This is a genomic window from Adhaeribacter pallidiroseus (assembly GCF_003340495.1).
GTDB lineage: Bacteria > Bacteroidota > Bacteroidia > Cytophagales > Hymenobacteraceae > Adhaeribacter > Adhaeribacter pallidiroseus.
In genome coordinates, this window is sequence record NZ_QASA01000001.1 from 4,356,477 (window position 1) to 4,379,417 (window position 22,941).

14 protein-coding genes and 1 pseudogene are annotated in these 22,941 nt (G+C 43.2%); 11 read left to right on the forward strand and 4 right to left on the reverse strand.

Annotated features, from left to right (window positions below):
* The first annotated feature begins 50 nt into the window (after nucleotides 1-50).
* The 6 genes from AHMF7616_RS17340 (at nucleotide 51) to AHMF7616_RS17365 (ending at nucleotide 10,326) form a co-directional block, all read left to right on the forward strand.
* On the forward strand, nucleotides 51-3,536 hold the full coding sequence (locus AHMF7616_RS17340; RefSeq protein ID WP_115374028.1) for a ThuA domain-containing protein: 3,486 nt from the start codon (nucleotides 51-53) through the stop codon (nucleotides 3,534-3,536).
* 385 nt (nucleotides 3,537-3,921) lie between these two features.
* Nucleotides 3,922-5,808: a 3-keto-disaccharide hydrolase gene (locus AHMF7616_RS17345; protein ID WP_115374029.1), complete on the forward strand. Its 1,887-nt coding sequence runs from the start codon at nucleotides 3,922-3,924 to the stop codon at nucleotides 5,806-5,808.
* Between the two features lie 32 nt (nucleotides 5,809-5,840).
* Complete coding sequence (locus tag AHMF7616_RS17350; RefSeq protein ID WP_115374030.1) at nucleotides 5,841-7,994, forward strand: plastocyanin/azurin family copper-binding protein; 2,154 nt, start codon at nucleotides 5,841-5,843, stop codon at nucleotides 7,992-7,994.
* Nucleotides 7,995-8,224: 230 nt separating this feature from the next.
* Entirely contained in the window at nucleotides 8,225-9,097 is an 873-nt protein-coding gene (locus AHMF7616_RS17355; protein ID WP_233507627.1) for an alpha/beta hydrolase, read from the forward strand.
* A gap of 112 nt (nucleotides 9,098-9,209) precedes the next feature.
* On the forward strand, nucleotides 9,210-9,818 hold the full coding sequence (locus tag AHMF7616_RS17360) for a ThuA domain-containing protein (protein ID WP_115374031.1): 609 nt from the start codon (nucleotides 9,210-9,212) through the stop codon (nucleotides 9,816-9,818).
* Between the two features lie 64 nt (nucleotides 9,819-9,882).
* Entirely contained in the window at nucleotides 9,883-10,326 is a 444-nt protein-coding gene (locus AHMF7616_RS17365; RefSeq protein WP_115374032.1) for a GNAT family N-acetyltransferase, read from the forward strand.
* A gap of 402 nt (nucleotides 10,327-10,728) precedes the next feature.
* Here the strand turns inward: AHMF7616_RS17365 and AHMF7616_RS17370 are convergent, their stop codons facing one another.
* From AHMF7616_RS17370 to AHMF7616_RS17380, 3 genes are read right to left on the reverse strand one after another with little or no spacing between them, the layout of a single operon-like run.
* Nucleotides 10,729-12,159 (reverse strand): TolC family protein, encoded by a 1,431-nt coding sequence (locus tag AHMF7616_RS17370; RefSeq protein WP_115374033.1) that lies wholly within the window; start codon nucleotides 12,157-12,159, stop codon nucleotides 10,729-10,731.
* A complete protein-coding gene (locus AHMF7616_RS17375) occupies nucleotides 12,152-15,352 on the reverse strand; it encodes an efflux RND transporter permease subunit (RefSeq protein ID WP_115374034.1) in 3,201 nt (1,066 codons plus the stop codon). The genes AHMF7616_RS17370 and AHMF7616_RS17375 overlap by 8 nt, the downstream gene beginning before the upstream one ends.
* Before the next feature lie 25 nt (nucleotides 15,353-15,377).
* The gene (locus AHMF7616_RS17380; RefSeq protein WP_115374035.1) at nucleotides 15,378-16,478 is read right to left on the reverse strand and encodes an efflux RND transporter periplasmic adaptor subunit; all 1,101 of its coding nucleotides are present in this window, start codon (nucleotides 16,476-16,478) and stop codon (nucleotides 15,378-15,380) included.
* A gap of 785 nt (nucleotides 16,479-17,263) precedes the next feature.
* Between AHMF7616_RS17380 and AHMF7616_RS17390 the strand changes: the two genes are divergently transcribed.
* From AHMF7616_RS17390 to AHMF7616_RS17405, 4 genes are all read left to right on the forward strand, one after another.
* Complete coding sequence (locus AHMF7616_RS17390) at nucleotides 17,264-17,581, forward strand: hypothetical protein (protein WP_115374037.1); 318 nt, start codon at nucleotides 17,264-17,266, stop codon at nucleotides 17,579-17,581.
* Between the two features lie 268 nt (nucleotides 17,582-17,849).
* On the forward strand, nucleotides 17,850-18,620 hold the full coding sequence (locus AHMF7616_RS17395; protein WP_199474259.1) for an alpha/beta hydrolase: 771 nt from the start codon (nucleotides 17,850-17,852) through the stop codon (nucleotides 18,618-18,620).
* A gap of 426 nt (nucleotides 18,621-19,046) precedes the next feature.
* The gene (locus tag AHMF7616_RS17400) at nucleotides 19,047-19,460 is read left to right on the forward strand and encodes a DUF6157 family protein (protein ID WP_115374038.1); all 414 of its coding nucleotides are present in this window, start codon (nucleotides 19,047-19,049) and stop codon (nucleotides 19,458-19,460) included.
* A gap of 446 nt (nucleotides 19,461-19,906) precedes the next feature.
* Nucleotides 19,907-20,794, forward strand: a complete 888-nt coding sequence (locus AHMF7616_RS17405; RefSeq protein ID WP_115374039.1) for a dienelactone hydrolase family protein — start codon at nucleotides 19,907-19,909, stop codon at nucleotides 20,792-20,794.
* A 552-nt stretch (nucleotides 20,795-21,346) separates the two neighbouring features.
* On the opposite strand, the pseudogene AHMF7616_RS27760 reads toward AHMF7616_RS17405, so the two are convergent.
* A pseudogene (locus tag AHMF7616_RS27760) lies at nucleotides 21,347-21,732 on the reverse strand (sialate O-acetylesterase).
* A 430-nt stretch (nucleotides 21,733-22,162) separates the two neighbouring features.
* Here AHMF7616_RS27760 and map point away from each other — a divergent pair.
* Nucleotides 22,163-22,921, forward strand: coding sequence for a type I methionyl aminopeptidase (gene map, locus AHMF7616_RS17415; RefSeq protein WP_115374040.1), 759 nt, complete (start codon nucleotides 22,163-22,165; stop codon nucleotides 22,919-22,921).
* Nucleotides 22,922-22,941: the final 20 nt, after the last annotated feature.

Consider the following 22,941-nt stretch of genomic DNA (forward strand, 5'->3'; position numbering starts at 1 on the left):
TAGTACATTTAAAAACTGTAAATCTGTATCTATCGCATTAGTCTTTACACATGAACCTTCTTAAACTTACCTCTAAGCTTTGGCTGTATTTCTTTGGCTTATTAGGAGCCAGCATTGGTTTATACTCTTGTTTAAATACCAAGCAGCAAACGGCAGGTCAGGCAAAAAAGCCCGCCCGCGTGTTAGTTTTTTCAAAAACCATGGGCTGGAAACATACTTCTATTCCGTTCGCCAATAAAGCCATCCAGAAAATGGGCCAGGATAATAACTTCCGGGTAGATACCACCAAGAATGCCGCTTATTTCACCGATGATAGTTTACGAAATTACGAGGCCGTAGTATTTAACAGTACTACCGGCAATGTCTTAAATCCGGAGCAGCAAGCCGCCTTTGAACGATACATTCAGGCGGGCGGCGGTTACTTGGGCATTCACTCGGCCGCTGATACGGAGTACGAGTGGCCCTGGTATAACAAGTTAATGGGGGCTCATTTCTCAAGCCACCCCTTGCAACCCGGCGAACGTAAAGCCACCGTGGAAGTACTCGATAAAAGCCATATAGCCAGCGCCGGTTTACCCGACAAATGGGAACGCACCGACGAGTGGTACAGCTACCGATCTTTTTACCCTGGCTTAAAAGTATTGGCTAACCTCGACGAAAACACCTACGATGCCGGAACCAACGGGGCTAACCACCCCATTATGTGGTATCACGAATTTGATGGGGGCCGGGCCTTTTATACTGGGGGCGGCCATACACCGGAGAGCTACGATGAGCCTTTATTTTACAATCATTTACTGGGCGGTTTAAAATACGCCATGGGCACCGGCAAGCCGCTGGATTACAGAAAATCGTACGCCGTGGTAGTGCCCGAAGAAAACCGTTTTGTAAAAACCATTCTGGTAAATGACTTAGCCGTACCTATGGAACTGGCTGTGGCGCCGGATGGTCGGGTATTCTTCACCGAATTTGCAGGTAAATTGTCCGTTTACGACCCCCAAAATAAGCAACTAACACAGGTACATAAATTTGATGTAGTACAGAAAGGCGGCACAGGTTTAATTGGCTTAACCCTGGACCCTAATTTTGCTACCAATAACCAGTTGTATGTGTATTACAGTCCGCCTAAAGCCGAAGAACCCTATTTATTTAACTTATCCCGATTTACTATAAAACCCGATAATACGTTGGATGTAGCTTCGGAGAAAGTGTTGTTGCAAGTACCGGTGCAGGAGAAAAGCGGCGCACACCACGGTGGCTCTTTAGCCTGGGACAAAGAAGGAAACCTATACTTGTCCACCGGCGATGGAACCACTCCTTTCCCGTCTTTGGGTTATGCACCTATTGATGAACGGCCCGAGCCGGAACATTATAGCGAAGATGCCCAGCGCTCCGCTTCTAATACCAATGATTTTAAAGGTAAAATATTACGCATCCATCCGGAGGCGGATGGTTCCTATACCATTCCGGCAGGAAACTTATTCCCGAAAGGCACACCTAAAACCAAGCCGGAGATATTTGTAATGGGCTGCCGCAACCCCTATCGAATCGCGTTAAATCCAAAAACTTCCGTATTATACTGGGGTGAAATCGGTCCGGATGCCGGCGTCGATAGCTTACGCGGTCCGAAAGGTTATGATGAATTTAACCAAGCCAGAAAAGCAGGTAATTACGGTTGGCCTTATTTCGTTGGGAACAATATTGCTTATCCCGAATGGGATTTTGCTACTAAAAAAGCAGGCGCCCTTTATGAGGCCAAAGCTCCCGTAAACAATTCACCCAATAATACTGGTTTAAATAAATTACCGCCAGCCGTTCCAGCTATGATTTGGTACCCTTATGATGCATCCAAGGAGTTTCCGGAACTTGGCATTGGCGGCCGCAGCGCCATGGCAGGCGAGTTTTATACGTTCAATAAGAGTTCAACCTCTAAATTCAAATTTCCAGAATTTTACGATGGCACTTTGTTCGTGATGGATTGGATGCGGAACTGGGTAATGGCGCTCCGGTTTGATGCGAACGAAAACTTTGTCCGGGCCGAACCTTTTATGGCTCTGAACGGCGATTTTCGTCGCCCGATAGATTTGGCTTTCGGTAAGAATGGGGTAATGTATATGTTGGAATACGGTTCGGTTTACGGAGCTGATAACGAAGATGCGCGCCTGGTTAAAATTGAATATAATACGGATAATCGAGCTCCTATTGCCAAAGCCTATGCTACCGATTCTGTTGCTATGGCCCAAGCTAGTGCCCGTTCGTATCTTACTTCAGACCCGCGCATGGGGCCGGAATTAACCGAAGTAACCGGGCCGGCACCACTCCGGGTTAAATTTGCCAGCCGTGGCACCCGCGATTTGGATGATAACGACAAGTTAACTTACCAATGGTTATTCGATGGCAAGACGGTAGGCGCTACTTCGCCTAATCCAACTTATACTTACACCCAACCCGGTATTTACCAAACTGTTTTAAAAGTAACTGACAAATCCGGTTTGTCCGCGACCGATACTGTTGCGGTTAAAGTAGGCAATGCCTCGCCGGAAGTAACCATTGCTACTACGGGTAATAAATCTTTTTACTGGGAGAATAAGCCTTTTGCCTATAACGTTCAAATAAAAGATAAAGAAGACAAAACCATTGATCCGAAAAATTTAAAAGTGTATTTCGATTACAATCCGCAGCCCAGCACCAGCACTAAAGAACCGGTAGCGGGCCACCAGGTAGTTACTACCATCGAAATTAATTCTTTAGGTAAAACGCTGGTAGCAAACAGTGATTGTAAGGCCTGCCACACCATTGATAAAGTTTCGGTAGGACCAGCTTTTGTTGCCGTAGCTACCCGTTATAAGAAGCAAAGCGGCGCCGTAGAAATGTTAGCGAAGAAAATTATTGCGGGCGGTGGCGGTAATTGGGGTACCGAGCACGTAATGAGTGCGCACCCGCAAATTGCCGAGAAAGATGCGCAGGAAATGGTAAAATACATCTTCTCGCTTACGGACGCCAAAAAGCAAAAAACCAACTTGCCAGCTAAAGGTACGGTTGCTTTAAAAGAGCATAAAGAAGACGAACCACGGGGCATGTACACCTTGCTCGCTACCTACACCGATAAAGGAGGTAAAGCCGTAGGCCCCCTAACCGGCACCGAAGTAGTAACACTGCGCAACGCTAAAGTTAGAAGCATTGATGCCGATGCCTATACTGGGTTCCGACGTTTTGGCAATAACCTGAGTACCGGCGACCACAAAGCTTTTATCTTGCTAAAAAATACCGATTTAACCAACATCAAAGGATTTACCTACGATTATTCAGCCCCGGACAAAGACGGCGAAATAGAACTACGCATTGGCTCTTTTGCCGGTCCCGTAATTAGCCGAACAGCCTTTAAAGCAAATGGTGGTGGCAAAGGACCCAAGCAAGTAACCGGCACCTTAGATAAGCCAATCACCGGCAAACACGACTTGTATTTCATTATTGTGAAACGCGAAAAACCCAACGATAAACTAGCGGCACTATCGGCTATTACATTTAATGAGTAAATAAATCAGACGCTAGTATCCAGACACTCGATGCTAGCGTCTAGATGCTGTGTTATTAGATAATTGATGGTACTGGTATCAATAGTAATAAGACAACAAGAAGCCATTTCAAATGCAAGAAAAGGGCTAAACCGTTTTGTTATTTAGTATTCTTTGGTAACTGGTAAATGGCACTTGGTAAATGTAAAAAGCGTCCTCTCCTTCCCTGTTTTTAGGGAAGGTGCCCTTTAGGGCGGAAGGGTAAAACAGCTAGCTATGCCAACTAAAATTTAAAAAAATCACCTACTATAATTCCAAAATCACCAAGCTTATTGTTATAAAAACAATAACTATATTTGTAAAATTAACTAATTTATTCTCTTTACTTTATCGCATGAAATTCAAAATGAAATTAAAATTCCTGCTTACTGTTTTATGTTCTTTCTTATGGCAGTATTCAGGAATGGCTCAAACCGGTTTGCCAACCGCTACTTTAACGCCCATTCCGCTAACGGATTTAAGCGCCTTTAAACCGGTGACCAATAACTGGAAGTTGGCAAAAGATGTGTTTTTTGACCCGATAAAAGGGGGAGACGGCAAAATAACGGATGGTACTGGCATTTTGGTAAACACTCCGGGTAAAGGCACCAACGGCCATTTATTTACCACCATGGAGCACGGCGATGTAGAACTGGAACTAGATTTTATGATGGCCAAAGGTTCTAATGCGGGCGTTTACCTGCAAGGCCGTTACGAAGTGCAAATGTTTGATTCCTGGGGCGAAAAAGACCCTAAATATTCGGATGCCGGCGCTATTTACCAGCGTTGGGATGAGAAACGCGGTGCTGGCCGGGAAGGATACGAAGGGCACCCCCCGTTAGTAAACGTAAGCAAAGCTCCCGGACTATGGCAACATTATAAAATTATATTTCGGGCCCCGCGGTTTAACGCACAAGGCCAGAAAATTCAAAATGCCCGTTTTGTAGAAGTATACCAAAACGGTGTGTTGGTGCAAAAGAACATTGAAGTAACCGGCCCTACCCGCGCCGCCGCTTTTGAAGATGAAAAACCACTGGGCCCACTCATGATTCAAGGTGATCACGGGGCAGTAGCCATTCGGAATATTAGATATCAAGCGTATGGCACCGAAGAAGTAAAATTGATCGACCTGAAATTAACGTCTTATGACAATATTAAAGCTTTAACCGATTTCACGACGAGTGCTCCTAAATCCGAAATGGATATTGACGTATTGGCGCACCTGGCTCCGGCTACCCGCGACCAGTTTGCCGGTAAAATCACCGGTACCATTCAGGTGCCAGCTTCTGGCGATTATAATTTTAATTTAAACTTGGCCTGGATTCCGATGGATACTAACCCCAATTACATTAACGGGGCGGGCGAATTAACCATTGGCGATAAAAAAGTTTTAACAGTAACGGGTAAAACCGGCATAGCTACTGGTACTGTAAATTTAGCAGCCGGTACGTACCCCCTTACTTTAGCTTATTTTAAAAGTTCTTCGTACTGGTACGCCCGCCGCAACGATATTATCCTGACGGTAAGCGGTCCGGGTGTGGCCCTAACTACTTTAAAAGCACCATTAAAAGTAGTGGAACCAGTAGGAGCCATAACCTTAGCCGTAGAAGATGAACCGCGCATGCAGCGCGGCTTTTTAGAACACCTGGGTAAAAAGAAAACCCACGTTATTTCGGTAGGAGAACCGGGCGGCGCTAATTACGCTGTGGATGTGAGCCGGGGCCAGTTTTTACAAGTATGGCGGGGCGATTTCCTGGAAACCACTCCTATGTGGTACGGTCGCGGCGAAACGCAACTAGAAGTACCCATGGGCAGTGTTACCTCCTTCCCAGCCAAACCTTCCCTCACCTTTTTAGCCGACCAAAATGCCGTCTGGCCCGATTCTAACGCCGCCTACAACAATTTAGGGTACGATGTAAGCAAAGCAGGCCGCCCGGTATTTAAATATACTTTAGGCAGCGCAAACATTCGGGAAACCTTGGAACCAGAAGATAATGGCCGCAAGTTAACGCATACTTTCACCGTAACGCCAGGCCAGGAGAAACAAGCCATCTGGTGCCGGGTAGCCGAAGGCAGCACCATTACCAAGCTGCCGAATGGCCTATATGCAGTTGGTGATAAAGAGTATTTTGTGGAACTAGTTGGCAAAGAAAAACCCGTAATTCGTAAAACGGCCCAGAACACCGAAGAAATGCTGCTACCAGTTAAAGCCAAAGATGCTACGGGTGTAGTAAAATACGCCATTGTGTGGTAAGTCCGGAAACTTGGGAAAGATTTAAAAATATCATGAAAAGAATACACAGAATTAACCATATAGCCAAAGCTACTCTGGTAGCCGCGGGACTTTTATTTTTACAACATACCGGCGAAGCCCAGACCAAGATAAATCCGGCTACGGGCAGTAAACAACCCGCACCGGCTCCTAAAGGCTTAACTAAAGTAGAAGCGGCTCCGGCCAAAGAAGAGGACTATTATACCTTAATTTCGTTGCCGGTACCGGAAGACGTTATTCTGGAAGTAGGCGGTATGGCTACTTTACCCGATGGCAGTATTGCTATTTGTACCCGCCGCGGCGAAGTATGGATCGTAGCGAATCCGACTGTATCCGGCGAGGACCGGCCTACCTATAAACGCTTTGCGCAAGGTTTGCACGAGCCGCTGGGTTTAGCCTATAAAGATGGTGATATTTATGTAACGCAACGTAGCGAAATTACGCGTTTACGCGATGCTGACGGTGATGGCAAAGCCGATTCGTACGACAAAATATATTCTTGGCCTTTATCGGGTAATTACCACGAATATTCTTACGGACCTACTTTTTTACCGAACGGCAATATGTTAGTGACGCTTAATGTGGGTTGGAGTAACAGTTTAGGTCACGGCGTAAGCTTGGTGCCTTGGCGTGGCTGGACTTTAGAAATCACCCCGGATGGTAAAATGACCCCGTTTGCAGCGGGCATGCGGTCGCCGGCGGGTTACGGTTTTAACGCCGCTGGCGATTTCTTCTACACCGAAAATCAAGGCGACTGGGTTGGTTCCGGCCGGCTTTCACACGTGGAAAAAGGCGATTTCCTGGGCAATGCCGAAAGCTTAAACTGGTCGGGCTTGCCTGGTTCGCCGTTGAAATTAAAACCAAAGGATGTACCAAATACCGGCGAGCCTTTGTACGATGTGGCTAAGCGGGTACCGGAATTAAAAGCGCCGGCTATCTGGATGCCCCACGGCATTTTTGGAATTTCTACTTCGGCGTTCTTAAGCGACAATACCAACGGTAAATTCGGACCTTTCCAGAACCAGATTTTCGTGGGTGACCAGGGACAAAGCAAAATCATGCGCGTTGACCTGGAAAAAGTAAAAGGCGAATACCAAGGCGTAGCTTTTGGGTTCCGCGAAGGTTTTTCGTCGGGAATTCTGCGGCAGATTTGGGGCAACGATGGCTCTATGTTTGTAGGCATGACTAGTCGCGGCTGGTCTTCTACGGGTAAAGAACTATTTAGCTTGCAACGTTTGGTTTGGACGGGAAGAACCCCTTTCGAGATGAAAACCATTCATGCCATGCCCGACGGTTTCGAAATTGAATTTACCCAACCCGTTGACAAAGCAACGGCCGCGGCTTTAGCTTCTTATAAAGTAACTGGCTTTAACTATAAATACCACGCTACTTATGGCAGCCCGGTAATCAACAACAAAGAATGTTCGATAAGGGGCGTAGTGGTTTCGCCGGACGGTATGAAGGCTCGCCTGGTAGTAGACGATTTACGCTTAGGTTACATCCACGAAATTAATACGGACGGGGTTCGCTCCGCCACTGGTCAGCCTTTGTTGCACAACGTGGGTTATTATACCCTAAATAACCTACCAGACGGTGAAAAATTAAGTATTGCCCGAACTGCTGCTCCAGCTCACGACCATGCGGCTATGATGGCTTCGGCGGGTAAAGCTGCTGGTAGTACCAAAACGGCTACTAAATCCAGCACTGCCGCAACCGCTTCGGCCAGTACAACCGCAACTGGCACAAAAATGGCCAAACGTATAACCGAAATGCCCGCTGAGTGGAACGGTACCGCCGATTATACCATTAACCTGGGTACAAAGCCCGGCCTTAAATTTGAGCCGGCACAGTTTCAAGTAAAAGCTGGCAGCAAGATTCGGGTTGTGTTTCAGAACGACGACGACATGCTGCATAACTTCGTAGTGGTAATGCCCGGTACCGCCATTGAGGTAGGTAACTTAGCCATGAAGTTAGGCTTAGAAGGCCAGCAACGAAACTACATTCCGTCTACCAACAAGGTGTTGTATCATACCAACTTGCTGCAGCCCCAATCTACCGAAACTATTTATTTTATTGCGCCTGACAAGCCCGGTAATTACAACTATGAGTGCTCCGTACCCGGCCACTTCTACTCCATGCAAGGCACCATGAAAGTGTTGCCAAAATAAAAATTTAAAAAAGTAACGCATAAATTATTTTGGAAACCCGTTAAGACTTCACTCTGACGGGTTTCATTCTTTATAATACTATAATTACTTTAAACAGAAAAGTTAAGTTTGTACCATGTACCTATTCTTCTAAAGGAAACTATATAGTCTTGTACTAAAAAATTCCGGCGGAAGAACCTTATGGTAGATTACCATTTTTTTATTAACTCATTAAATGTACTTAAATCAGTATGGCGTTAAAATTTACCATTCGTATGTCCGCGGTTAGATATTTATTTCTGTTCTTTATTTTTTTAAATTTTCATGCCGTTCAGGCCGCGCATGTAGATACTTTAGAAATAAATAGTAGCGCTATGAACACCAGGCTGCACGCGGGTATTGTGGTGCCGGATAGTTATAAAAAACAAAAAAAGACTACTTACCCGGTGCTTTATTTACTACATGGTTACAGCGGCAACTTCCGGGATTGGTTAACCAAAGTACCGGATAAAACAGTATTAACCAGCCTCGCGGACCAGTACCAAATGATTATTGTTACACCGGATGGCGGATTTGGTAGCTGGTACCTGGATAGTCCACTGGATAAAGCAAGCCAGTACGAAACTTTTATTACCAAGGAACTGGTGCAGGAGGTTCAAACAAAGTATCGCACCATTACAACGCGCGAGGGCCGATTTATCTCTGGTTTAAGTATGGGTGGCCACGGCGCACTGTACTTATCGGCCCGCCACCCCGATTTATATCTGGCGGCAGCCAGCATGAGCGGTGCCCTGGACATAGCCTCTATTCAGGGAGATTTAGTAAAAAGCATGGAAACATTGCTGGGTCAGAAAGCGCAGAACTACGAAAAATTTGCGCAGAACTCCGTTGTAAATATGGTGCCGCAATTAAAAGCCAGTCCGGTAAAAATCTTATTTGATTGCGGCGTAGATGATTTTTTGATTGAAAGCAATCGTGAACTACACCGGCGTTTAGTAGTGGAAAAAGTGCCGCACGAATACATAGAACGGCCGGGGGCTCATACCTGGCCATACTGGGGCAATGCCTTACCTTATCACTTGTTGTTTTTCCAGAAAGCGCGGCAAGAAGCTGCGAGTAAGTAAGGTGCTAATCTCTTCCCTTGCTATTCGAGATTCCAATTAATCGTAACTTATTTGTGGTTAGCATCTTGGTTTAAGCTCTTTTTTTAAATTTTTGCCCCGAAGCACCTGAAACATGTACCGGATTTTACTTTTTCTAACTTTCTTTTCCGTACTGCAATGGAAGCCGGCACCAATTCCTAAAAAGGTCTTGCTCGTTTATGACCAAACTTTTTCTAACCAGATTCCGCACATCGATCGCATCCAGGCCATACAAAAGTTAGCGAAAGAAAATAACTTTATTCTTGATACCATCCGGATAAATGCTAAGTTCTCCGAAAAATATTTAAAAAAATACGCTGCCCTGATTTTTATTAATCCAATAAATGAACACCTAAACTACCAGCAACGCAACCAACTGGAACGCTATTTACAGGCCGGTGGCGGCCTACTCCAAATAAGTTTGCCTCCTGCCTCAGATTCAGACTGGCCCTGGTACACCCGCTTACAGGAAGCCGGCTTAAAAGCGCAATACGTAAAAAGTTTCCAGGTGGCGGATAAAGATCAATTAAAGTACTGGCGCACAGCCTTCGACGGGGGACTTTATTCTCAAATTACTTTAACCAACAACAGCCAATCTTTCCCAGACAGTAACTGGTTTGAGTTTCTGCCGGATGAGTTAGATTTTGTAACCAATCACCCGCCACTAAACTACCAAAAAGCAACTCTCCAAGAAATCCCGTAAAATACTGTTTTAGCTAAAATTCTTTAAAACTTCGCAAATGAAATAAACTGGCAAGTAACAACTTATGGAAATAATAAAATTAAGCCCGATAGATATTGATAAATTTGTTCAATTGATTTTAGTTTTTGCGGACGTTTTTGAAATGCAAAACTTTACGATACCAAAGCAAGAGCATCTGGTGCATAATTTAGGAAAATCCGACTTTATCGTTTTTGTTGCGCAGAAAGATGATTGTATTATTGGTGGCTTAACCGCATATACGCTTCACTCCTATTATTCCGAGAAACCGCTCGCCTACATCTACGATCTGGCTATCCAGACGCATTATCAACGACAAGGAATAGGCAAAAAATTAATAGCTGCTATAAAAATGTATTGCCAGGAAAATAATTACGAAGAAGTTTTTGTTCAAGCAGATAAAGTAGATGGCTATGCCCTAGATTTTTATCGTGCAACCAAGCCAACCGATGAGGAACAAGTGGTTCACTTTTATTACACGCTAGGTTAAATAAGTAAGAATTTTCACGAACCAATATCAACTGCAAAAAACATTAAAACAAAGTTCAGCTGCAGCCGGCCTGGTTAACGCTGCAATCTCCAGGTTCTGGAAGGATCTACACACTAGTTGCATGGGAATGGTACTGCCAACTACCGAAATTTTAAATTTTGATATGGCTACAGCTAAAATAATTCACCTTGCTACAAGAGCCTTCGGTGAATGAATTACGCCAAAAGAGCTAAAGTGATTTTTTCAAAAATAACAGGTAACTATTACCTTAAGACGAGCAGTTGATTTGGTACAGAATAAGAATAATTAAAAAAACCATTCTATACGTATATAGAATGGTTTTTTTAAATTTTGAGCCGGTTTTTCTTTTTAGTGATGGCTCATCAACTGGCTATTATCTTATTAATTCCAGCCACCACCTAAGGCCCGGTAAATATTAACTACAGCATTCATTTGCTGCATTTTAGTTTCTACCAAATCAAATCTAGATTCTAAGGCATCTCGTTGCGTCATTAGCACTTCCATGTAATCGGCCCGGGCTGAGGTAAACAAGGTGTTTGAAATAGCAACCGACTGCGTGAGTGCCTCCACTTCTTGCGATTTTAAGCTATAACTTTTTTCCAGGTTGCCAATTTTTGCCAGTTGGTTGGCTACCTCCATGTTGGCGTTTAAAATGGCCCGCTCGTAGTTGTATACTGCTTGTATTTGTTGCGCATTGGCCGTAATGTAAACCGATTTTATCGCATTTCTGTTAACCAGTGGAGCAGCCAAATCACCGGCCAGCGTATAAAGCAACGATTCGGGTTTTAGCAGATAAGTGGGATTAAAAGCTTGATAACCAATACCCGCCGAAATGCCTAAAGATGGATAGAACCGGGCTTTAGCCACTTTCACATCTAGCTTGGCCGCCGCTAGGTTCAACTCAGCCTGTTTAATATCCGGGCGGTTAAATAATAACTGCGCTGGAATACCCGCTTGGATGGTAGACGGCACTAAATTTTCAAAATTTTGAGTACTTCTTATTACCGGTTGCGGATACCGGCCTACCAGAAAGTTGATCCGATTCTCGGTTTCGGTAATTCTTTGCTGAATGTCGTACTGCAAGCTTTGGGTGTTCAGTACCTGAGCCTGAAAACGGCGGACGGCCAGCTCCGTTACCCGGGTAGATTCTTTTTGCAGTTTTACAATTTGCAAGGCATTGCTTTGAATCTCAATGTTCTGTTTTACAATTGCTAATTGGTTATCCAGTGCCAATAATTCGAAATAAGAATTAGCTATTTCGGAAATAAGGTTGGTAATCATAAAGTTTCTGCCTTCTACACTGGCTAAATACCGGCTTATGGCCGATCTTTTGGCATTGTGCAGCTTATTCCAGATATCTACTTCCCAAGTAGCATAGGCTCCGATCAGAAAATCCGGCAGTGGTTCGGGCATTTCTTTTTCCGGTTTTATTTCGGTATTCGCCTCCATGGCGCCTATGTTGGTAAACCGGGCCACTTTGTCGAGGCCAGCGCCTGCCTTTATACCCACAAAAGGCATGTACTCGCCTTTTCTGGCTCGTATTTCGTTTCGGGCAATCTGAATTTCCTGTAAAGTAATATTTAGTTCCTGGTTATGCTGCAGGGCGGTATCAATCAGGGCTGTTAAGTTGGGGTCAGTAAAAAAATCTTTCCACCGGAGCTTGGCCGTATTTACAGTATCCTGCGAGTTATTATAACTCGCAGGTACTATTGTATTTGCATTTCTTTGCACTAAAGCCGGCACACTACAAGCCGTATAGGTTAGGGAGATAAAAGCTAGTCCTACCCATTTTAATATATCTTTCTTAAACATGATTTACTTTTTCTTCAACTTGGGGAAAACTATCCATAACATAATTATAATCTTCCGTTAACGGAGTTTCATGCTCATCTTTAATCAGATGACGGCCATCTGCCAAATGAGCAAATATATAGTACAATCCAGGAATGATGACCACTCCGAAAATTGTTCCGAATAGCATGCCACCTAAGGCAGAAGCACCAATGGTGCGGTTACCAATGGCTCCGGCACCAGTAGCACCAATCAACGGTATCAAACCAGCCACAAAAGCGAAAGAGGTCATTAGGATAGGACGGAAACGCACCTTGGCGCCTTCAATAGCGGCGTCGAGGATAGTGGCACCCTGTTGGCGCTTCTGAACGGCAAACTCTACAATCAGTACGGCATTTTTACCCAGTAAACCAATCAGCATGATTAAACCTACCTGGGCATAAATGTTGTTCTCTAAACTCATCAGCTTAAGCAACAGAAACGAACCAAATACCCCTACTGGTAGCGAGAATACCACCGCCAACGGAATAATGAAACTCTCGTATTGGGCCGCTAACACAAAGTAAACAAATACCAGTACGATAATGAACACGTAAAGCGATTCGTTTCCGCGGATGGATTCATCGTAAGAAAGGCCTTCCCAAGCAATATCGTACCCTTTTGGCAAAGTCTTAGCGGCAACTTCCTGGATGGCTTGGATAGCATCGGCGGTGGTATACCCTTTAGCCGGCAGCCCTTGGATGGAAGCGGAATTGTACAAATTGAAACGGGTAACTTCATTAGGCCCCTGGGTTTTTTTGAGCTTCATAAAGGCCGAGTAGGGCACCATTTCTCCTGCCTCATTTTTAACAAAAAGGTTTAAAACATCGGATGGAAGCCTTCTGAATTTAGGATCGGATTGCACGTAAACTTTAAAAAACTGATTAAATTTTATAAATCCTTGTTCGTAGGTACTGCCAATTAGAATATTGAGGTTTTCCATCGCTTTTCCGATCGATACCCCTTTTTGCATAGCCAGGTTATTGTCTATTTGTAATTCATACTGCGGATAATTAGCCGCGAAAAAGGTAAATAAGCCCGTAAGCTCTTTACGCTTGCTTAAATTATCCATGAACTCCTTGTTTATTTTATCAAACTCATGATAATCGGTATCAGAATTTTTATCCAATAAACGCATAGAGAAACCACCGGAAGAACCGAATCCCGGGATGGCCGGTGGTTCGAAGAATTCTATAACGGCTCCCAGGCCTCTCGACTTTTCTTCTAATTCTTCCATGATTTCTTTCACGGTATGTTTCCGGTCCGACCAACCTTTCAGGTTGATCAAACAAGTACCCGCATTAGATCCCCGACCTTCCGTCATAATCTCGTAGCCGGCCAAAGAAGATACGGACTCTACCCCCTGCACTTCTTCACAGACTTTCTGAAGGCGTTGCGAAACCTGGTTGGTTGTTTCCAGAGTAGAACCCGGTGGGGTTTGAATAATGGCATAAATGGTACCTTGGTCTTCATTAGGAATAAAGCCGGCCGGAAGAACTTTATTTTCGTAGAATATTCCCGCCCCAAAGGCCAGCAATATTCCAAAAGTAAGCACTCTTCGACTCACGATGGCTCTTAACAAGCCTACGTATTTTCCGGTAAGTTTTTCAAACCCACTATTAAAACTATCGAGCGCTTTGGAAAGCAGGTTTTTCTTTTTTGGTTTACCATGATTATTTTTTAATAACATGGCACATAATACCGGGGTGAGCGTAAGCGCTATCACGGCCGAAATAATAATGGAACTGGCCATGGTAATGGAAAACTGCTTATAGAAAATACCTACCGGGCCTGACATAAACATTAAAGGGATAAATACCGCAGTCATTACCAATGTAATAGCAATAATAGCCCCTCCTATTTCCCGCAGTACCTCTATGGTAGCTTTATATGGAGAAAGATTTTTTTCTTCCATTTTGGCGTGTACCGCCTCCACCACCACAATGGCATTATCTACCACAATACCAATGGCCAGTACCAGTGCAAATAAGGTAATCAGGTTGATAGAAAGTCCAAATAATTGAATTACAAAAAACGCTCCTATCAAAGATACCGGAACCGCCAGGATCGGGATTAAGGTAGAGCGCCAATCACCCAGAAATATAAAAACAACGATGGCAACCAGTATAAAGGCATCCCGCAACGTATGAAGTACCTGCTCGATAGAAGCATCCAGGAACTGTGACACATCATAACTGATCTTATAATCCACTCCCGGAGGAAAGGATTCTTTCATCACATCTAGCTTGGCTTTTACTTCCGCAATTACATCACTGGCATTACTGCCATAGTTCTGCTTTAACACGATGGCGGCCGAAGGATGACCATCCAGGTTAGAATAAATATCAAAAAACTCACTTCCCAGTTCTACTGTGCCTATATCTTTCAGGTGGATGCTCTCGCCTTCCGCATTAGCCCGGATGATGATATTTTCATATTCTTCCGGTTTATTGTACCTTCCTTTATACGTGAGTACATATTCCAGCGATTGAGCGGCTATACCGGAGCTTTGCCCTAACCGACCCGGACGGCCAATAATACTTTGCTCGCCTAAAGCCTCCATTACTTCCTCTACGGATATTTTATAGGCCCGCATGCGGTCCGGATTGAGCCAAACGCGCATTGCGTATCTCCGGCTACCCAAGATCTGGGCCCGAGCTACCCCTTTGATCCGCTGTATTTCCGGAATCATTTTAACGGTGGCGTAGTTAAACAAAAACTTTTCGTCTATACTTTTTTCCTTAGAATAAAGATTGACGTACATCAACATACTGGGCTGAATGGGAGTAATTACTACCCCTTCCCGCTGCACCAATTCGGGCAAGAGCGGCATTACCTGATCCACCCGCGTTTTCACCCGGATAACGGCATCATTAGGATTGGTTCCCGGTTCAAAAATTATCCGGAGGGTAGCCTCGCCAGCACTGGTTGCATCTGATGCTATATACCGCATTCCTTCCACGCCATTAATAGCCTGTTCTAAGGTAATCAGGGTGGACTGCACCAATACATCCGCACTGGATCCGGGGTAAGCAATAAAAATATTTACGGTGGTGGGGGCAATATCCGGGAATTGAGAAATAGGCAACTTCTTGATAGCCAATCCCCCTATAAAAACAATCATGACCGATATTACAATAGCGAATACGGGCCTATGCATAAATTTACTAAACATGTCTTCTGCTTTTTAGAATGTTTTATTATTCAGCGTATAATTCCAACTGCGACATAGCAGAACTAGGATCCACAAACTTGTAGTGGATTTTTTCATTTTCTCTTACCAGACGTAAGCCTTCCAAAAGGATTTTATCATCTTTAGCTAAACCTTTTTGAACTACATAGATGTGCGGCAACTCCGCCGCGATGGACACCTCCTTAGAGCGGATTACATTGTTTTTATCCACCACATACACATACTTCTTTTCCAGTACCTCATAAGTGGCTTTTTGCGGAATTAACAAGGCATTCTGCATGGGCACTTCCATTAAAATATTACCGGTTTCGCCGTGGCGCAACAGGCCTTTATTGTTAGGAAAGGTTGCCCGGAAAGCAATGTTACCGGTTTCATTGTCGAAGTTAGCTTCAATGGTTTCTACCACTCCTGGGTACTCGAACAATTTATTATTAGCCATTAACAGATTTACTTTAGTTTTGCTTTCTTTTTTAAATTGCGATTGAAAATCCAGGTACTCTGCTTCCGGTACATTGTAGTAAACCCACATTTTGCTATTGTCGGAGAGTTCGGTTAACAATTCGCCTTCTTCTACCAAACTGCCTGGGCGTACATGAAAGCGGTCGATGATGCCACTAAACGGAGCCCGGATTTCGGTGAACTGTAAATGCACCTTGGTTAAAGCTAGTTCGGCTTTTGCTTTATCCAGTTTAGCTTTCGCCATGGCTAATTCATTGGGAGCCACTACCTTACTATCGGCCAGCTTTTTAGTGTTTTGGTATTCAATATCCGCGAAACTAGCTTCAGCCTGCGCTCTTTGCTGCTCGGCTTCGTACAGGTTGGGCATAATTTGAAATAACAATTGCCCTTCTTTTACAAACTGGCCTTCGTCCACGTAAATTTTTTGTAAGTAGCCTTTTTCCTGGGCTCTTAACTCAATGTGGCGGATAGACCGGATTTGGCTAACGTACTCTTTAGTAAGTAAGGTGTCTTTTTTTAAGGGGCTGGTAACTAAAAAATTAGTCTCTTTTTCCCCTTCTGCTTTTGCATTTTCTGATTGACAACTTGTTTGAAAAAAGACGGCAACCAAGCCCATAAGCAGCAGCATGGGCATGAATATTCTTTTCATGATAATTTAAGTTTAAAACAATATGAGTTTTTGGAAATTCTTGTGGGAGTATGTGTAACACCATACCATGGTGCATTCCTGGAAAGGTATTTAACACAATACAATGGCGTAGTCTTTTTAGCTTAATGTGCTATTAGGACGAGGAATAATTGAAAAAATGAAAGGAGAAATGAATAGGCAATGTTGATGCGCCTATTTGCAGCATGAAATCATATTCGGATAACCCGAAATAGAAGATACCACTTATAAGAAGAGAAATACAGAGCGTGCTTACCAGAAGGTAAGCGTTTTTTTAAAAAAAGACCGAAACAGCTTAATGTTAAGCCATAAAGAAGCGTAGTAAAGTAATTACTAGTGGCTAAATATTTTTTAAAAGAAACCCATCCGTGTTTTTCTTCTTCAATTTCCGCCGCAATTAGTTTACAATTTTCGTTTTCCGTACCGGATAAGGTAGCTTTGATGATCTTGGAAGAGCCACCATTAGCAATACCATCGCTGACATGAGCATACCTCGCCAGAGTTCTTTTCGAAGAATGACAGATACACTCCTGACTCGTAGAGGCATACAGCTGGCTATATACACTCAACAGGAGTATACATAAGCTAAGGAGATATTGGAGTACTGCCCTTGACATTCTAGTTGCAAAACTATAACAGGTTAATGATAAAGGCAAGTAATTTAACATTAAAAATTGTAGATATAATTAAAATTTTATTTATTCCGGCGTAAATTGTTACAACATTACCAATCAGGGCACTAATTAAATTAAAAAATTTAAATATTATTGTTTAACATACTGGTAATAAAAGTAAAAAATAAAGTTGCTACTTGTTTAATAAGAAAAATAAACAGTGCTAATGCTAATACTTGCTTTAACAAAATTAGCCAGCCTTATTATCTCTCCGTTGGAAACCAATACACGGGTTGGTTTACAAAAGAGCAAAAGCCCGTAAAGAATAATATTTGCCTGTTGCTTAATTTTTTAGGCTTTCCGGCAGCAGCTTTAAAGCCTTATGAAAAAAGACATTTGGTAAGTAAATTACAGACAAGTGTTTTGCAAGATACGAGAAAACAAAGTAAACTGATCTTTGCTGGTACATAAATAGGATTGGCAAAACGATGGCTGGTTGCTTGATTGCCGCCGCTAGGCAACCAACACGCGAAATTGTTATTATCTGGAAAAAAAAGCTTTGACAAACAGAAAGATCAATCTGAAAAAGGTTTTCCGGACATTTTTAATAAATTTTATTGCCTTAAATAGTGTGGCTTTTTTTCATGCTTACAGATTCACCCACTTCGTGGATAAAGCAGCCGAAAAAACAGAACAATCCAGTAATCTCTCGGCATTTGAGAAAGGTAAAACTTTACTATTGGGGGTAAATAACCCGAGGCCAGAGAATAACGAACTTCCTTTACAAGCTTTCCAGAATATAACTTTAAAAAGTAATCGAAGCATTGCCTGTTGGCATATTAAAACAAACCACTCTAAAGGCACTGTTATTCTTTTTCACGGTTACGGTGGTCAAAAATCTACCATGCTCGATAAATCTAACAAATTTATTAAACTCGGCTATAGTACTCTACTTGTTGATTTTATGGGTTCCGGTGGTTCTGAAGGAAACCAAACAACCATCGGGTTTTTAGAAGCAGCGCAAGTAAAAACTTGTTTTAACTATTTAAAAGACCAAGGAGAAAGCCCAATTTATTTATTCGGGACTTCTATGGGGGCAGTGGCCATTTTAAAAGCTATTAAAGATTATTCTATTTCGCCTAAAGCCATTATCCTAGAATGTCCGTTTGGTTCTATGTACGAAACAGTAGGTGCGCGATTTAAAATGATGAATGTCCCAATTTTTCCTATAGCGGGTTTTCTGGTTTTTTGGGGTGGCGTACAAAATGGTTACTGGGCTTTTAGCCATAATCCGAAAGAATATGCAAAAAGTATTAGTTGCCCAACCTTACTATTATACGGCGCGCAAGATCTTAAAGTAAGCAGAAGAGAAATCAAGGAGATATACGCTAACTTAAACGGCAAGAAAAAATTAAAAATATATCTAGAAGCAGGACATGAAAACTATTTAATAAAATACCAAAAACAGTGGCTTGCAGATGTACAAAATTTTCTGCTCCAAAACTCCTAAAAGTCAACTAAAACAGTTTACGAAAAACATAGTACTTGTAAGCAAAGCTCTTACATTAAGTTCCTGCGGGATCAGGAGTAAAGTGAACTACTTACTCTACAATCGCAAAAACAAGTTTTAAAATAGCAAAATAAAGCATACGTTATTTTAGCAAGAACAATAACCAAACGAACTTTTCTTCTTTATTTTGCCAGTGGCTACGCACTCAACTTTTCTAGATACCGCAGGCATTATACTTTATTTACGCTTACCGCCACAGAAAAATTTAAAAAAGCAGTTAATACGGACAAGATTCTGCAAAAAATAATACCTTTCACAAAAGGGTACTGGGGTATTTTAAATCCTCACTCCAAGATAAGTACTGGCAGTACTAGCCCAGAACAGCTAACAGCAAGAAATATAAAATAAACCTGAAAGCAGCAATACATGAAAATACATAGCACCAACTACCAAAACACTTTTATACAAGTCGCCGACGATTGCCCGGCTACCAAGGGAGAAATTCCGCTGGGGAAAAAAGACACTAAAACGGTAGCCCAGCTGCAATTTGAATTAATAAGCCAAAACCCTTATAGATTCACCTCCGACGACGTGCTTTTTCAAGTTTTTGCCCAACGTAACAACTTAACCGCCACCGAACAACCAACAGCCCGGGAACAATTCTTTGCAAAAGGGCAACCATGCTTTCGGGCATCTCCTTTAACGAAGCAATATGGCTGGGGTATTCACCACAACCAAGAAAGTAAAATTGCCCTGTACGGGCGGGAAACCACCGCGTACGAAGCGTTTACAACCGATAAGGCGCTTAAAGTGGTAAAGGCCATGAAGATCAGCAAGTAATTTGGCGGCAATATTGCCGATGATTATACAATATAATTTTTTAAAATTTTCACAAAAAATACTGAAAGCCGTTTATAAAGACACAAACAACGGCACCAGCTAGGAGCAAGACCTACTTAACTTGCTTGTGCGAAAGGCATTTTTTAATAGATCATCTCCGGAACCTAAACGCCCTCACAAACCTGACCGAAGCACCCGAAATGGGCCTTATTCTACTTTTTTTACTCACTTAATAATTGTTTTCCGTCGTTACTGGCGCAAAGCAGAACAATACGTTACTACTACTAATAGTAACGCTTACCATTACCGGCACTTCTTGTTTTGCTTGCGGCGTAAAACAGTAGTTTAAAAAGAAATAAGGCTAAGCCGATTAAATAAAAGCTAGCGGAAACTGCCCCCATTCTAAGTTTTTTTTAAATTTAAGGGGAATACTAAAGCAACCCACCATGGACGAAATAAAAAAAGAAGCTATTAAACAAGAAGTTTTTGACCTATATGACGATTACGCGCACAACCGGGTAGACCGGCGCGAGTTTATGCAGCAGTTATCCGCGTATGCCGTGGGTGGTTTAACTGTGGCCTCCCTCATGAGTTTTCTGATGCCTGATTACCAGGGTGCCGTTCAAATTAAACCTAATGATCCGCGTTTAAAATCGGAGTACGTAAACTACTCTTCGCCGCAAGGGGGTGGCACGATAAAGGCTTTATTATCGCAACCCGCCGATGTTAAAAAGAAACTAGGCGGCATAGTGGTAGTACACGAAAACCGGGGCTTAAATCCGCACATTAAAGATGTAGCCCGGCGGGCTGCGTTGGCCGGGTTTGTTTCCATAGCGCCCGATGCCTTAACGCCCCTGGGCGGTTATCCGGGTAATGACGACCAAGGCCGGGAACTGCAAAGTAAACGCGACCGCAACGAAATGCTAACTGATTTTATTGCGGCCGCTGATTTTTTAAAAAATCATAAAGATTGTAATGGCAAAGTAGGGGTAGTTGGCTTTTGTTTTGGTGGCTGGATCGCCAACATGATGGCCGTGCGCCTACCCGATTTAGGAGCAGCCGTGCCGTTTTACGGTGGCCAACCAGCTGCCGAAGATGTACCTAAAATTAAAGCGCCGCTCTTGCTGCACTACGCCGCCTTAGACACCCGGGTAAACGAGGGTTGGCCGGCTTACGAAACCGCACTTAAAAACAATAAAAAAGCTTATACCGCTTACATGTACGAAAACGCGAACCACGGCTTCCATAACGATACCACGCCCCGTTACGACAAAGCCGCTGCCGAACTAGCCTGGAAACGAACTATTGACTTTTTCCACGATAAGTTGAAGTAATATTAGAGAACGTAGGCGTTACAAAATGAACAGCCATTTTTCCGGGAGGAAAAATGGCTGCTTTTTAAAAATAAGCTAAGCAGGGTTAATATTCGGTAGAATTTAATAGAACTACGTTTACAAGTTCTGTTAACGCTTGGTAAGTAATTGTTCGCTAGTAGTTACTCGTTTTCGGCTCATTAAGTTTAGTACTAGACCGGGGTTATTACACTTAATTCGCTAATTCTTTATAAGTAAGGCATTAAATTTTTCCCAGGAAATCTCACCGCAGGCCAATCTGTTTTCCAGCATTATTCTGTTTTCTGTTCCGGACAAAGGTCTCGCATAGATTGATTTAATCAAACTTTCTTCCTTTTCTAAGGGCTCTAATACATGCCTTTGATTATTGAAAGCTTCAAAATATCTTATACCAAATATGCGCTGTGACACCGCATTAAAATGAATCCCGACCGGGTTGAAGGTGAGACCTGAAGCTGTTACAAAAAAGCAGTTAGGCTGTGCGGTGGCAAACGCCTGAAGGGCCTGGTTAACGTTTGAATATGCGGTAAAATATTACCCTAACCTTCCACTGGTTAAAAAATCACCTAACCCACCTACAATAAGCGGAATGTCCGGCACCCGGAGTTCCTGGCGAAAGGCATTGACAATAACACTAAATTTTTTACCGTATTGGCTGGCAAGCTCTACCGAGCAATCGTTTTCGCCCTGATGCCATAAAATGCCGGCCAACTTGCTTTCCCGTTGAGCCAACTTTGCCTGAAACAGCGCATTTTCAAAAAGCGCTTCTTCAACCGCCCATCATCCAGACTCGTACCACCGTCGGCACAGGGAATCAGCCCGATTTTTTCTTTCCCGTTTTTTAAACGCCAGGCGGCCGCGAAAGAAGCAGCCAAGCCAACACCGGAAGATGGGCGATCATAGCTGATGGGCTCAAACATTGTTTGCCAGCGTCCGTTTCGCAGTATTTTTATATGTTCATCACAAATAGAGCGTAATATCCTTGAGAGAACCACGTCCAGCCATATTTAATTGCCCGATCATCAAGCAAGAATAAATCATGTTTTGTGTCTCTTGATTATATAGATAAATACGTACACGTAGAAACAGTCCAACTCCGCTACGACCAGATCTATGCGGCCATGATTGCTCCTGTTTTTTAAATTTTACTGATGATCGTGTTTTCTTTTGGGATCGCTGTTGCTGGTGTTGCCCATGAGCCTGAATAATATAACCCGGAAGTAAGCATATGATTCAGGTTAAATTTGGCCGTTTTATACGGCAGCCCGCAAAAATAATAAATACCCGAACAATGCATTTACTCCGCGGTTATTATGTTTCCTGGAAAACAATAGTTATTTACCCTATCCTATGTCCATAACCAAAGAAGCCGAACTAACCGGCCTGAAAATAATCAGTGAAGCTGTGGCAACTACTTTAAAAGAAATGCGCGAGTACGCCCGCCCCGGCCTGACCACCAAACAAATAGATGCTTTTGGCGGTAAAATTTTACAAAAATTTGGGGCGAAATCGGCCCCGGCGCTTACATATAATTTCCCCGGTTGGACCTGCATCAGCGTGAATCACGAAATTGCACACGGTATTCCCTCCGCTAGTCGGGTACTACAGGAAGGTGATTTAATAAACATTGATGTATCGGCGGAGCTAAACGGTTTTTGGGCCGATAATGGCGGTTCCTTTGTTTTGGGTCAGGATATAAACCAACACCAGCCCTTGGTAGAAGCTTCTAAACAAATACTGGCAAAAGCTATTAACTCCATTAAAGGCGGCATGCGGGTAGCCGAATTAGGCCGTTTAATTGAGACGGAATCTAAAAAAGCCGGCTATAAAGTAATTAAAAATTTAACGGGCCATGGTATCGGTCGTAAACTGCACGAAGAACCACACGAAATTGCGAACTACTACGACCGGTTTAACTTAACCCGTTTCCGGAAAAACGCCGTAGTGGCCATCGAAACTTTTATCTCCACCAGCTCTACCTACGCCGAAACGCAAAACGATGGCTGGACATTAATGGGCAACAAAGGTGGTTTTGTGGCGCAGCACGAACATACCATTGTTATAACCGACGATAAACCCTTGGTGCTTACCCACATGAACGGGATTTAAAATAACTAATGCCCTTAGTA